We start from the raw sequence: 13676 nt of genomic DNA, 5'->3' as shown, positions 1-13676 counted from the left end.
TCCGGCGGGCCGGGGTCTGGCGCCTGCGCGGCCGGAACCGCCGGAGGTGGCGCGGTGCGGACCGGCCCGGCGCGTGGGAGGTTGCCGGAAGACGCACGGTCCGGGGCCGTTCCCGGTACCGACTCCGCCCCGGGCGATCACCACAACGCGGCCGAAACCACCCGCTCGGACACTGGGGCGGTGAAGCAGGAGGAGGCGCCCGGCCGGCGCGTCGCCCGGGGCCCGATCGATCCGCGGCTGCTGCGGCACGCCCGCACCGGGCGGGCCGGGGTGGCGCTGCTGGCCGCGATCGGAATCGGACAGGCGGCGGCCACGATCGCCGTCGCCGTCGCGCTGTGCCGGATCGTCGCGCCATCGCTGTCCCGATCGTGGCTGTACGGCGGATCACGCACCGCGGCGATCCTCCTGCTCGGCGGGGCGTTCGCGGCGCGCGGGCTGCTGTCCTGGGCCGAGCAGGTGGTCGCCCGGCGGACCGCCGCCCGGGTCACCGACGAGCTGCGCCGGTCACTGCTGGCCGCGGTGGTGCGGCGCGGACCGGCATGGGTGGCGTCGTACGGCGCGGGCCGGCTCACCACGGTCCTCGGCACCGGGCTGGACTCGCTGCGCCCGTGGTTCTCCGGCTACCTGCCGTCCCTGGCCCTGGGCGTGCTGCTGCCCCCCGCGGTGATCGCCGTGCTGGCCCTGGTGGACCCGGCCTCCGCCGTGATCGCGGTGCTCACGCTTCCGCTGGTGCCGCTGCTCGGCGCGCTCGTGGGCTGGGCCACGCAGGCCCGGGCCCGGCAGCGCTGGGCGGCCGACGCGCGCCTGGCGGGGCACTTCCTCGACGTCGTACAGGGACTGGCCACCCTCCGGATGTACGGCCGCGCCGAACGCCAGATCGGCGTCATCGCCGACCTGACCGACCGGCATCGCCGCGCCACCATGCGGGTGCTGCGCGTCGCGTTCCTCTCCTCGACCGCGCTCGACCTGGTCGGCACGCTGTCGGTCGGCCTGATCGCGGTGCAGGCCGGACTGCGCGTCGCCGGTGGCTCGATGTCCCTGGCACCGGCGCTGCTCGCGATCCTGCTCGCCCCGGAGGCGTACCGGCCGCTGCGCGAGATGGCCGCCCGCTACCACGCCGCCACCGACGCCACCGCGGTCATCGCCGACGTCGACGAGATCCTCGCCGCTCCGGGCCCCGCCGTCCCGCACCGCGGCGACCCGCACCACGCCGATCCGTCCTCAGCTGGTGCTCACGCTCGCATCAACGCACCCGAAACCGCGCCCGGCGCCAGCCCGACCACCCCAGCTGGCACTCGCCGTCGCATCAACGCACGCGAAACCACCGCCGGCGCAGCGACCCCAGCCGGCGCTGGCGGGGGTATCAGGCCGCCGGAAACCACCGTCATCACCGGCCCAACGACCCCGGCTGGCGTTGACGGGGCTATCACGCTGCGGGATACCGCGATGAGCACCAGCTCGGGTGCCTGCGCACCCTATGGGGCTGGTCGGAACAGCGAGGCTGGGAGCGTGGTCCGGCTCGGCGGGATCTCAAGGGCCGCGTCGCCCGCCGAGGCAGCGGACACGACTGAGCGGGGCGGGGACCCGGCACCACTCAGCGAAGGCGCAGTACCACTCGACGGGGGCACGGTAGCGCTCGAACGAGAACCGGCAGCGCACGGCGGGGGCACGGCAGCGGCCGGACCAGGACCGGCAGGGCACAGCGGGGGCACGGCAGCGCTCGAAGGACAACCGGCAGCGGCCGGCGGTGGTGAAGAGGTGGCCGGGTTCGGCGGGGATGCGGAGTGGACCGCGGTGGCCGAGACGGTTCGGTGGGGGGTGCTCGCGGCCGGGGTGCGGGCCACCTACCCCGGCGCGGGTGGTGAGGCGCTGTGGCTGCCGGAGCTCTCGGTGCGGGCCGGGGAGATGGTCGCGCTGCGGGGGCCGTCCGGGGCCGGCAAGAGCACGGCGCTGCGGGTGTTCGCCGGGCTGCACCCGGCCGAGGCCGGGGCGGTCGCGGTGGGGCGGGCGTTTCACCTGCCGCAGCGCCCGGCACTGCCGCACGCCCGTACGGTCGGTCAGGCGTTCCCGGCCGACGCCACCGCCGACGAGGTACGCGACGCGCTGCACCTGGTCGGCCTGGACGCCGAGATCACCCCGGAGACGCCGCTCGGCGAGCACGCCAACGGCATCTCGGCCGGTCAGCGCCAGCGCCTCGCCCTGGCCGCGCTGCTGCACCGGGCCGGGCGGGCGGGCGGGCCGACACGGCGGGCCGTGGAACGTCCGCGGCTCGACGAGGCCGGCCCCGGACGCCGCCCGCGGCCGGTGGTCACCCTGCTGCTCGACGAGCCGACCGCCCACCTGGACCCGGCCGCCGAGCGTCTCGTGGCGGCCCGGCTGCGCGAGTTCGCCCGGCGGGGCTGCGCCGTGCTGGTGGTCGCGCACCGTCCGGCCCTGCTGGCCGCCGCCGACCGGGTCGTCGAGATCCAGCCTCCGGCGAGCCACGTCGGCGACCAGGATCGGCCCGTGACGCAGGTCCACGGCCGTTGCCCGGGCACGACCCCGGCCTGCGGGCTCGGCCGGCCGACAGGCCATATCGCGGAACTTGCCGGCGACAGGCGGCAGCCGTTGGACGAGACCGGACGGCACGCGACCACCGGCCGGGCCGGCCGATCGTCAACCCCGCACCACACCGGCCACTCCCGGTCCGCCGACCCGGCGAACCACCCACCGATCCCCCACCACATCGGCCAACAGGAGCCGGCGGACCCCGCGAACCAACCCCCAACCCCGCACGACGCCGGCCAACAGGAGCCGGCGGACCCCGCGGACCGGCCACCGGCCCCGCACGACGCCGAGCGGCGTTCCGGTGGTGTCTGGTGGCGGCGGCCGTGGGTGGCGGTGCTGCTCGGGGCCGGGTCGGTGCTGGCCGGGATCCTGCTGACCGGCTCCGCGGCCTGGCTGCTGGTACGGGCCGCGGAACTGCCCCCGGTGCTGACCCTCTCGGCGGCGGTGGTCCTGGTGCGTGGCAGCGCGGTGGCCCGGCCGCTGCTGCGCTACCTGGAACGGCTGGTCGCGCACGACGTGGCGTTCGCGCGGCTGGGGAGGCGGCGGGCCAGGGTCTACGCGCGGCTGATCCCGCGCGTTCCCGGGCCCCGGCTGCACCGGCGCGGGGACCTGCTCACCCGGCTCGTCGACGACGTGGACGCGCGGGTGGACGGGCTGCTGCGCGGCCGGCTGCCGGCGCTGACCGCGCTGGTCACCGTGATCGTGGCCGGGTCGGGGACGGCCGTGCTGCTGGCGGCCGGGACGGACGCGATGACGCCGGCTCTGATCGCGCCGCTCACCCTCGGCGTGCTGATCTCCGGGGTGATCGCGCCCGCGGTGGCCGGGTGGCAGGCGGACCGGCAGGACACGGCGACCGGGGTGGCCCGGGCGGCGCTGCGGGACGCGATGGTGGAGACCGTCGACGGGGTGGAGGAGCTGGGTGCCGGGAGCGGGCGCCCGGGCGTACCGGAGCGGCGGAGCCGGGCCCTGGCGGACCTGGAGGCGCGCGCGGCGCGGATGTCCGGGCTGGCCGCGGCGATCGCGCATCTCGGGTGGGCGGTGGCGGCGGCCGGGACGGCGCTGGCACTGCACGACGCCGGCATTCCGGCGGAGTGGAGCGCGGTGCTGCTGCTCGGCGTGATCGCCCTGGGCGAGCCGGTCGTCGCGCTGCCGGAGTCGGCGATCGCGGCCCGCCGGGCGGCCGGGGCGGAACGCCGGGTCGCCGCGCTGACCACCGGCGTGGCCGGCCGCCGGGCCGGCAAGGACGGACGGAACGGTGCGGAGGGCACGACAGTACGCGGCACAGCCGCGGGGCAGGACGCGGTCGTGACCGGCGAGGTACACGTGCGGGGCCTGGTCGCCGGCTGGGACCCCACCCTCGACCCGGTGCTCGACGGGCTGGACCTGCACCTGCCGCCCGGCGCGAAGGTCGCGGTGACCGGCCGTTCCGGCTCCGGCAAGTCGACGCTGGGCGCGGTGCTCGGCGGGCTGCTCGCGCCGCGCGCCGGCACCGTCCGGGTCGGTGGGCGGGCGGTGCTGGTCGGGGACGAGACCGGGCACGTGTTCGCGTCGACCGTACGGGAAAATCTCCGTCTCGCCGCGCCGGCCGCGACCGATGAGCGGCTTGTCGCCGTTGCCCGGCGGGTCGGTCTCGGCTCCTGGCTGGCCGGGCTGCCGGACGGCTTGGACACCTGGCTGGGCGCCGGCGGCAGCACGATGTCCGGCGGCCAGCGGCGGCGGTTCGCGACCGCGCGGGCGCTGCTCGCCGAGCCGGCGCTGCTGATCCTGGACGAGCCGACCGAGGGGATCGACGAGGACGGGGCACGGGAGCTGATGGCGGATCTGCTGGATGCGGCGTCCGGGCGTACGGTCCTGGTCTTCGCGCATCGCGCGGAGGGCCTGGAGCTGGTGACGGAAACCCGCGAACTGTCCGGCGGGCGGTTGAATGTCCGGTTGGACCGATCGGTCCTCTAGGGTGGGCTCATGGTACGCAGGCCGGCCCCCGGCACCCGCGACACCATTCTCACCGCGGCCGCCGGGCTGTTCTACCGGTACGGCGTCCGCGCGGTCGGGATGGCGCAGGTGGTGGAGGCCGCGCACTGCGGGAAGAACCTGCTCTACCGGCACTTCCCCAGCAAGACGGAGCTCGTCACGGCCTACCTGACGCTGGTCCGGCGGGAGCGGGAGCAGGCCACCGCGGAGGCGCTGCGCTGGGCGGACGGTCCCGCCGAGCAGCTGATCGCGCTGGTCACCGCGATCGCCGAGAGCACCCGCCGCCCCGGCTACCGCGGATGCGCGTTCCGCAACCATCTGACCGAGTTCCCCGGGGCGGCCGACGAGCCCGCGCAGGTGGCCCGGGCCTATCTGGCGGACAGCCGGGCGCTGGTCGACCGGCTGGTCGCCGAACTGGGCGGGGACCGGCTGCTCGCCGACCGGATCTGGCTGATCATGGACGGTCTGCACAGCGGGCCGCCAGAGCAGGCGCGGGTGGCCGTGGACTGGGTGACCGAGCTGGTCAGGAGCTGACACCGGGCCGGGCGGGGACAGCCGCCACCCCGGGTGCGGGGTGGCTCGGCCGCCGCACCGGGCCGGGCCGCGGGATGCGCGTGCGGAACCGTCGGCCCGCCGCTGTTAGGGTCGGCGACCGTGAGCGACATCAGCGGCGCCCGGGTGATCGGCGGCCGGACCTTCGACTTCTCCCGCCGCGTGGTCGTGATGGCGATCGTGAACCGGACGCCGGATTCGTTCCACGACCGGGGCCGCACCTTCGCCCTGGAGAAGGCGACCGAGGCGGTGCGGGCGGCGGCCGCCGACGGCGCCGACTGGATCGACATCGGCGGGGTACCGTTCGCCCCGGGCCCCGAGGTGTCCGCCGCCGAGGAACTGGACCGGGTCCTGCCGGTGGTCCAGGCGGCCCAGGGTCTCGCCGTGGTCTCGGTGGACACGTTCCGCCCCGAGGTCGCCGCCGAGGTGATCAAGCAGGGCGCCGGGGTGGTCAACGACACCTCGGGACTGCGCGACCCGGCGATGGCCGACGCGGTCGCCGGCACCGACGCCCAGCTGGTGATCTGCCACAGCCTGGCCCCGCCGCGCACCGCGTACCCGAGCCCGCGGTACCGGGACGTGACCGCGGAGGTCGCCGCGTTCCTGCGGCAGAAGGTGGAGCTGGCCCTGTCCCGCGGCGTCCGCCCGGATCAGATCATCATCGATCCGGGCCACGACCTGAACAAGAACACCCTGCACTCGCTGGAACTGACCCGCCGCCTGGACGAGATCGCCGAGATCGGCTACCCGATGCTCGCCGCCCTCAGCAACAAGGATTTCATCGGCGAGACACTGGACCGCCCGCAGCGTGAGCGCCTGGCCGGCACTCTCGCCACGGTGGTCTTCAGCATCGTCCGCGGCGCCCGCATCGTGCGCGTGCACGACGTGCGCCCGGCCGTCGACGCGGTGCGGATGACCGAGGCCATGCTCGGCTGGCGCGAGCCCGCCTACCTGCGACACAACATCTGAGACCCCGGTCGGGGCGCGGCGTCGCCGCCGGTCGCCGTCGCCTTTCCGGTACGACCCGCGGGCCCCGTCCGCGGGCCACCGCCGAGCCCCGTGGCCATCGCGCGTGGCACCCGCCCCGGCCGCCGACGTGGCCGGGGCGCGGGGCCCGCCGGCCGTGCCGGGAAGCGCTCGTGCTCGCCGGTGGAGCCGGGTCCTAGCCGGCGTCGTCGGGGAAGCTGCTGATCAGCGCGGCCATCCAGGGCTCGGTGGGTACCGGGTCGGGACCGACGACGCGCATCGCGCCGAGGATCGTCTTCAGCATGCCCATCGCGAAGAAGTCGCGCACCTCCTCGGCGCCGGCGCCGGTCAGCTCGCACACGGTCTCGTAGAGGTTGCCGTAGCAGGCGCGCACCGCCTCGCCGACCACCGGGTCCGCGCTGGCGGCGAAGCCCTGCAGCAGGATGATCGGCAGCTCCCGCTCGGCGAGCAGCTCGGTGTACGCCCCGCCCAGGCCGGCCAGGGTGGGCTCGCGCTCGGCCGCCGCCCGCCACAGCGCCTCGATCCGCCGGCCGGCGTGGCGCACCGTGGCCAGGAACAGTTCCTGCTTCGAGCCGAAGATGCGGATCACGTACGGCTGGGAGACGCCGGCCAGGCGGGCGACCTGATCGGTGCTGGTGCCGGCGTATCCGCCCTGCGCGAAGGCGGTGAGCGCGGCGGCGAGGATCTGCTCCTGGCGTTCCGATGCGGTCAGGCGGGTCCGAGTCACGTTGACAGGTTATCAGTTGATGCTTACGGTGCTTAGTTATCAGCGGATAACAACTTCGCGGATCAGTCATGCGTATTCAGGGGGAAGTCGTGACCACTGTCGTACCGGAAAAACCCGTCACCCGGGCCGGCGCCCGGGCGGCCCGGCCGCTCGCCGCCGTGCTGGCCGCCGTCGGCATCCCGACCTTCATGGTGTCGCTGGACAACCTGGTGGTCAGCACCGCGCTGCCGGTGATCCGCACCGAGCTGCACGCCTCCATCGCCGACCTGCAGTGGTTCGTCAACGCGTACACGCTGCCGTTCGCGGCGTTCCTGCTCACCGCCGCGGCCCTCGGCGACCGGCTCGGCCGGCGCCGGATGTTCCTCGGCGGCATCATCGTCTTCACGCTCGCCTCCGCGGCCGCCGCGCTCGCCACCGAGGCGTGGCAGCTCACCGCCGCCCGAGCGGTGCAGGGCCTGGGCGGCGCGGCGATCACCCCGCTCGCGCTGACCCTGCTCGCCCGCGCGGTCCCCGCCCGGCTGCGCAACGCCGCGGTCGGCGTCTGGGGCGGCGTCACCGGCCTCGGCGTCGCGGTCGGCCCGGTGGTCGGCGGCGCGGTCGCCGACGGGCTGCACTGGTCCTGGATCTTCTGGCTGAACGTGCCGGTCGGTGTGCTGGCGGTGATCCTGGCGGCCACGGTGCTCGACGAGTCGCGTGGCGACGGCCGCAGACTCGACCCGATCGGCCTGGCGCTCTCCGCCACCGGCATGCTGCTGCTGGTCTGGGGCGTGGTGGACGGCCCGGACCGCGGCTGGACCTCCGGACGGGTGCCGGTCATGCTGGGCGCGGCCGCCGCGCTGCTCGCCGGGTTCGTGTTCTGGCAGGCCCGCAACCGCACGCCGATGCTGCCGCTGCGCCTGTTCCGCAGCCGGGGCTTCAGCGTGGTCAACGCGGTGACCCTGACGTTCTCGGCGGGCGCGTTCGGGTCGGTGTTCCTGCTCGCCCAGTTCTTCCAGGTGGTGCAGGGACTCAGCCCGCTGCAGTCCGGCCTGCGCACCCTGCCCTGGACCGCGGCGCCGATGGTGGTCGCGCCGCTGGCCGGGCTGCTCGCCGGCCGGGTCGGTCAGCGGGTCCTGATCGTCGCCGGGCAGGTGTGCCTGGCCGCCGGCCTGCTCTGGGTAGCGCTGACCCTGTCGGCCACCACCCCGTACGCCGCCCTGATCGGCGCGTTCGTCCTGGCCGGCATCGGGATGGGCCTGACCTTCGCGCCGGTCAGCACGATGGTGCTGGCCAGCGTGGACGTCGCGGAGCAGGGCGTGGCCTCCGGCGCCAACAACACGATCCGCGAGTTCGGCGTCGCGGCCGGCGTCGCCGCGCTGTCGTCGATCTTCAGCTCGCTGGGCGGCTTCGGCAGCCTGGAGTCGTTCATCGACGGCACCCGCCCGGCCGTACTGACCGGCGCCGCGGTCCTCGCCGTGGGCGCGGTGATCGCCCTGCGGCTGCCCCGGCGGGCCTGACGCGCGGCAGCCGGAAACAATCCGGAACGGGATGTTGCATCCGCGCAACCCGACTGCAACGATGACCTTCAATTCCGGGCGGCGTGGCCGCCGCGGGGCGCCGGCTTCGTCCGGCCGGTCCACCCGCCTCGCGCCTGCCGCCGTCGGCCGCCCGGAGGCCACCGCCCGCCGCTGACGGCGTGGCGAGGACAGCGTGTGCCGGACCTCCGACCGGCACACGCTGTACCGTCCCCGCCCGCTCCCCCGGCGGCCGGGCCCCGCCGCCCGCGGCCCCTCCCGGCCCGGACCGGGCGCGTGGCGGGTCGCCGGGCCCGGTCGGCCGTCATCCGATGTGCACCCACACGTCGTCGAGGGTGCCGTGGAACTGGTCGTTGTTCGCGCCCGCGCCCTTGCCGCCGACGGTGAACGGCGAGTCGGTGTTCACCGCGAGCGTGGCCGGAACCGGCACGCTGGACTGCAGCACGCCGTCGACGAGGATGGACAGGGTCGGGCCGGTACGCCGGCACTCCAGGCTGTGCCAGTTGCCGTCGGCCACCGACACCCGGCTGCGCGCGAGGTGCACGACGTCCTCGCCGAAACCGCAGCTGGGCTTGCCGGACACCCCGTCGACCTGCAGTTTGTACTGGCCGCCGCCGGTCGAGTAGCCCTTCTGCACGATGTTCTCGCCGCTGGAGGTCTCCGCCGGGGAGAGCAGCACGCCGGCGCCGTACCGGATCGGCCGGGCCCCCGGGTTGAGATCCGGCGCCGCCTCGCCCTGCAGCACCAGGCGTGGGCAGGCCGCGCCGGTGCATTTCGCCGGGAACCGCAGCGCCTGCCCGGCGCCGTGCGGCACCAGCCGCAGCGCGCCCCCGTTGCGCGCCACCGCACGCAGCAGGTGCCCGCGCCCGGAGCCGTCGTCGAAGGTGCCGTCCGCGATCGTGGTGTCGAAGTTGTACGAGGCCACGAAGTCCGACGTGGCCCGCGCGCTCTCGGCCCGGCGGGCGACCACGCCGAACTCCGCGTACCGCTTGCGCGGCAGCCCGCCGACGGTGGTGAAGTCGCCGACCGCGCTGACCGACCCCAGCTCCGGGCTGGCGGCCAGCGATCTGGTCCCGGCGACCCCGTTGGCCTGCGGCGCCCAGTCCAGCAGGTTGCCCTGCGGGTCGACGGCGGCCAGCTTGCCGCGGGCCAGCGAGCCGTCGGTGCACACCCCCTGGACCCCGTTGTTCGTGGTGGTGCACGCCTTGTCGAAGTGCCCGCCGACGTAGACGATGCCGCCGAGCACGGTGATCGCCTGGGCGTCGCCGTCGAAGACCCGCGTCCAGCGCGTCGCCCCCTCCCGGGTGTACGACACGGCCCGCCCGCCCAGCCCGCCGAGCGCCGCGTACACCCCGTCGGCCGCGGCGGCCAGCGCGAGCACCTGGGAGACCGGTTTCGGCCGGAACCCCGGATCCAGCGCCCCGGTCTCCGGGTGCACCGCGGCCAGTCGCAGCGTGGACCGCAACCCGTTGGCGCGGTGGAAGCTGCCGCCGAGGTAGACCCGGTCGGCGCCGGTGGCCAGCGCGTTCACGGTGTCGTCGGTGGTCGGCGCCCACGGGTCCAGGGCGCCGCTCTCGGTGCGGAACGCGGCCAGATTGGTGCGCGGCACACCGTCCACCGCGGTGATCCGGCCACCGACGTAGAGCCGGCCGTGCCCGGTGGCGAGCGCGTTGGGCTGCCCGGCGACGGTGTGCCGCAGCGCGGTGAGGGCGCCGTCGGTGGCGCCGATCCCGGCGATCGCGTCCCGGGACTCGCCGTTGATCCGGTCGAAGTCGCCGGCCGCGTAGACGGTGTCGCCGTCGACGGCGAGGGCCCGCACGTTGCCGTCGGCGCTGGGCTTCCAGTCGAGCAGGGCGCCGGTGCGCGAGTCGAAGGCGGCGAGCCGGGTGCGTTCCACATTGCGGCCGTCGACGATGGCGCGGGTGAAGGCGCCGCCGACGTAGACGGTGCTGCCCCGGTACGCGACCGCGTACACGGAGCCGTTGAACGACGGCGAGGTCACCGGGCTGGGCGAGACGATTTCGGCGAACGCCGTGCCGCCGGCCGCGAAGAGGATAGTCGCTATCCCGGCGATGAGAGCTTTTTTGGGGAGTTTGGCCACGTTCAGGGTAACTTCCCGGCTCGGCATAAGGTCGCGCACGGCCGGTCCGGCATCGGCGAGATCGGCGGCCGGCGACGCCGCGCACTATGCTGCCGCGTACCCGAATCGAGAAAGGGGAATGCCGATGCGCCGCCGCACCGCCGCGCCCATCGCCCTGATCGCGACCGCGGCGCTGGCCGCCGGCTGTGAGATCGAGGTCTCCCCCGAATCGCTGCCGGCGCCGTTCAGCGTCGCCCCCGTGCCGTCCGCCTCGGCCGGCCAGCCGAAATACGTCTGCACCGCGGTCTACAAGATCCTCACCGACGGCGCGGTCAAGGCCGCCGCCTACGCGACCGGCTCGGGCGACGACGCGCGCAAGGCCCTGCAGAAGACCTTCGCCGACATGGCCGGGCAGGTCTCCGCGGCCGGCGCCAGAAGCGACGACGTGACGCAGCGCGCCGCGGTCGACGAGGTCGCCGCGGCACTGACCCAGGGCAGCCGCTCGGCGGATCCGAAAGCGTTCCTCAACGGCGAGTTCGTCACGGTCGGCCAGAAAATCGACGCCACTTGCACATAGGCTCGACCCATGACTGACAGGCCGGTTCGGATCGGGCTGCAACTGCAGCCGCAACACATGGACTACGCCACCATCCGGCGCACCGCCGCCGAGGCCGAGGAGGCCGGCGTCGACGTCCTGTTCAACTGGGACCACTTCTACCCGCTCAGCGGGGAACCGGACGGACTGCACTTCGAGTGCTGGACCATGCTGGCGGCCTGGGCCGAGTCCACCTCCCGGGTGGAGATCGGCGCCCTGGTCACCTGCAACAGCTACCGCAACCCCGATCTCCTCGCCGACATGGCCCGCACGGTGGACCACATCAGCGAAGGCCGGCTGATCCTCGGCATCGGCTCGGGCTGGTTCGAACGCGACTACACCGAGTACGGCTACGAGTTCGGCACCGCCGGCGGCCGTCTCGACGACCTCGCCACCGCACTTCCCCGCATCGAGTCGCGCTGGGAGAAGCTCAACCCGAAGCCGACCCGCGACATCCCGGTCCTGATCGGCGGCGGCGGCGAGAAGAAGACGCTGCGCCTCACGGCCAAACACGCCGACATCTGGCACAGCTTCTCCGACGCCGAGACCCTCGAACACAAACTCGGCGTCCTCCGCGAACACTGCGCCGCCATCGGCCGCGACCCGGCCGACATCGAGATCTCCGTGATGGGCAAGCCCGAAGACCGCGACCGGATGTACGACCTCGGCGCCCGCCTCTTCAGCATCCACACCGGCGGCCCGGAACCCGACCTCACCGCACTCCGCGAGTTCCTCGCCTGGCGCGACAAGCGCAACGCGTAGCCGCACCAGCGGCAACTGATCACCCACCGCCCGGGGCGACCGCGTACCGGTACATCCGCGCGACCCCGGCCGGCCGCGCCGCGGCCGGTCGCGCGGTCGGCACTCGACGCCGGCCGCGCGACCCGGCCGGCGTCAACCCCGCGGTGCGTCGAGCAGGCGAAGCAGGCCGGTCGCATCGGTGCCGACCGCGGCGATCGGCGCCGACCGCGGCCGACGCCCGGTGCGCGCACCGCGCCGGGACGCCGTTCCCGACGCCCAGCCCGGTGGCCTCCTCCTCGGCCGACTCGATCAGCAGCAGGCCGGCCAGGACCAGCCGGTCTTGCGGATGTTCCGGTTTTTCCGGTACGAGACAGCGCGCTTCCCGGGTGGGCGCGGCCACGCCGTGTCGGCCACTCGTCCGCCCACGCGGCGGGGTGCGGCTGCCGCGCGACACCGGCCGCGACCTCCCGGTCACACCAGCAGGCTCAGCAGCAGCACGCAGGCGAAACCGACCACCGAGATGATCGTCTCCAGCACCGACCAGGTCTTGACGGTCTGCCCGACGGTCATCCCGAAGTACTCCTTGACCAGCCAGAACCCGGCGTCGTTGACGTGCGAGAAGAACAACGAGCCGGCGCCGATCGCCAGCACCAGCAGGGACACCTCGGGCCGGTCCAGGCCGGCGGCGAGCGGCGCGACGATGCCCGCGGCGGTGATGGTGGCGACCGTGGCCGAGCCGGTCGCCACCCGGATCCCGACCGCGACCAGGAAGCCCAGCAGCAGCGCGTTGATGTTGGCGTCCTTCGCCGCGTCGGCGATCACCTCCCCCACCCCGGTGTCCACCAGGACCTGCTTGAAACCGCCGCCCGCGGCGACGATCAGCAGGATGCCGGCGATCGGGGGCAGCGCGCCGCCGACCACCGCGGAAGTCTCCCGGCGGTCGAAGCCGCTACGGTGGCCGAGGCTCCACATCGCCAGCAGCACGCCGAAGAGCAGGGCCACCACCGGCTGGCCGAGCACCTCCAGCACGTCGCGGGCGCCGTCCCCCTCGGCCAGGGTGATCTCGGCGACGCCGCGGGCCAGCATCAGCACGATCGGCAGCAGGACGGTCAGGACGGCGGGCCAGAAGCCCGGGTCGCGCCGCGGGGCCGCCCGCTCCGGCGCCATGTCGGCGTCGCCGCCGACCCGCTCCGGCACCGCACCGGCGTCGCCGCCGGCCCGCTCCGGCACCGCACCGGCGTCGCTGCCGGCCGGCTCCGGCACCGCGCCGGCGTCACCGGCCCGCTCCGACCTGTCCGCGACGAGGCCGCCCCCGGCCGCCAGCGGCACCCGCGGCGCGATGAAGTTGCCGAACACCGGCCCGGCCACGATCACCGTCGGGATCGCGCAGATCAGGCCGAACATCAGCGTCAGCCCGAGATCGGCGTGCAGGCTGTCGATCGCGACCAGGGGACCCGGGTGCGGCGGCACCAGGCCGTGCAGCACCGACAGGCCGGCCAGCGCCGGGATGCCGATCCGCAGCAGCCCGACATCGGTACGCCGCGCCACCAGCAGCACGATCGGCACCAGCAGCACGACGCCGACCTCGAAGAACAGCGGCAGCCCAATCAGCGCGGCCACCCCGGCCATGGCCCACGGCAGCGCCGCCCCGCCGACCCCGGCCACGATCCGGCGGACGATGCCGTCCGCGCCGCCGGAGTCGGCCAGCAGCGCGCCGATCATCGAGCCGAGCGCGATCAGCACGCCGACGCTGCCGGCGGTGCTGCCCAGCCCGGCGGTGAACGAAGTGACGATCTTGGCGGGGTCGGCGCCGGCCACCATGCCGAGGACGCCGGTTCCGGCGATGAGGGCGAGGAACGGGTGCCACTTCGCCCAGGCGATCAGCAGGATGACTGCCGCGATGCCGAGCACCGCGGCGAGGACGAGCTGGCCGGTGCCGGCATCGGTGATGGTCGACATGAC

At 74.9% G+C, this 13676-nt stretch carries 9 protein-coding genes; 6 read left to right on the top strand and 3 right to left on the bottom strand.

Features of this window, described 5'->3' with window-relative positions; all coding sequences use genetic code 11:
* The first annotated feature begins 180 nt into the window (after window positions 1-180).
* The 3 genes from cydC (at window position 181) to folP (ending at window position 6039) form a co-directional block, all read left to right on the top strand.
* Window positions 181-4500, top strand: coding sequence for a thiol reductant ABC exporter subunit CydC (gene cydC / locus ACTEI_RS38245; protein WP_239082490.1), 4320 nt, complete (start codon window positions 181-183; stop codon window positions 4498-4500).
* A 9-nt stretch (window positions 4501-4509) separates the two neighbouring features.
* The gene (locus ACTEI_RS12555; RefSeq protein WP_122977822.1) at window positions 4510-5052 is read left to right on the top strand and encodes a TetR/AcrR family transcriptional regulator; all 543 of its coding nucleotides are present in this window, start codon (window positions 4510-4512) and stop codon (window positions 5050-5052) included.
* Between the two features lie 129 nt (window positions 5053-5181).
* Window positions 5182-6039: a dihydropteroate synthase gene (gene folP / locus ACTEI_RS12550; protein WP_372443273.1), complete on the top strand. Its 858-nt coding sequence runs from the start codon at window positions 5182-5184 to the stop codon at window positions 6037-6039.
* 193 nt (window positions 6040-6232) lie between these two features.
* Here folP and ACTEI_RS12545 read toward each other — a convergent pair whose 3' ends face one another.
* A complete protein-coding gene (locus ACTEI_RS12545; protein WP_122977821.1) occupies window positions 6233-6784 on the bottom strand; it encodes a TetR/AcrR family transcriptional regulator in 552 nt (183 codons plus the stop codon).
* A gap of 89 nt (window positions 6785-6873) precedes the next feature.
* On the opposite strand from ACTEI_RS12545, the gene ACTEI_RS12540 reads away from it, so the two are divergent.
* A complete protein-coding gene (locus ACTEI_RS12540; protein WP_122977820.1) occupies window positions 6874-8280 on the top strand; it encodes a DHA2 family efflux MFS transporter permease subunit in 1407 nt (468 codons plus the stop codon).
* Between the two features lie 322 nt (window positions 8281-8602).
* On the opposite strand, the gene ACTEI_RS12535 is transcribed toward ACTEI_RS12540, so the two are convergent.
* Window positions 8603-10399 carry a LamG-like jellyroll fold domain-containing protein gene (locus ACTEI_RS12535; RefSeq protein ID WP_239082491.1) on the bottom strand — a complete coding sequence of 599 codons (1797 nt, stop codon included), beginning with the start codon at window positions 10397-10399 and terminating at the stop codon, window positions 8603-8605.
* Window positions 10400-10523: 124 nt separating this feature from the next.
* Here ACTEI_RS12535 and ACTEI_RS12530 point away from each other — a divergent pair, with 124 nt between their 5' ends.
* Together ACTEI_RS12530 and ACTEI_RS12525 are read left to right on the top strand one after the other, a co-directional pair.
* A complete protein-coding gene (locus ACTEI_RS12530) occupies window positions 10524-10955 on the top strand; it encodes a hypothetical protein (RefSeq protein ID WP_239082492.1) in 432 nt (143 codons plus the stop codon).
* 9 nt (window positions 10956-10964) lie between these two features.
* Window positions 10965-11735, top strand: coding sequence for an LLM class F420-dependent oxidoreductase (locus tag ACTEI_RS12525; RefSeq protein WP_122977817.1), 771 nt, complete (start codon window positions 10965-10967; stop codon window positions 11733-11735).
* 450 nt (window positions 11736-12185) lie between these two features.
* Here ACTEI_RS12525 and ACTEI_RS12515 read toward each other — a convergent pair whose 3' ends face one another.
* A complete protein-coding gene (locus tag ACTEI_RS12515) occupies window positions 12186-13673 on the bottom strand; it encodes a GntP family permease (RefSeq protein WP_122977815.1) in 1488 nt (495 codons plus the stop codon).
* Window positions 13674-13676: the final 3 nt, after the last annotated feature.

The sequence above is a fragment of the Actinoplanes teichomyceticus ATCC 31121 genome (assembly GCF_003711105.1).
In the GTDB taxonomy this organism is placed as follows: domain Bacteria; phylum Actinomycetota; class Actinomycetes; order Mycobacteriales; family Micromonosporaceae; genus Actinoplanes; species Actinoplanes teichomyceticus.
The sequence above is the reverse complement of the archived record's forward strand: the minus strand, read 5'-3'. Positions and strand labels throughout refer to the sequence as shown.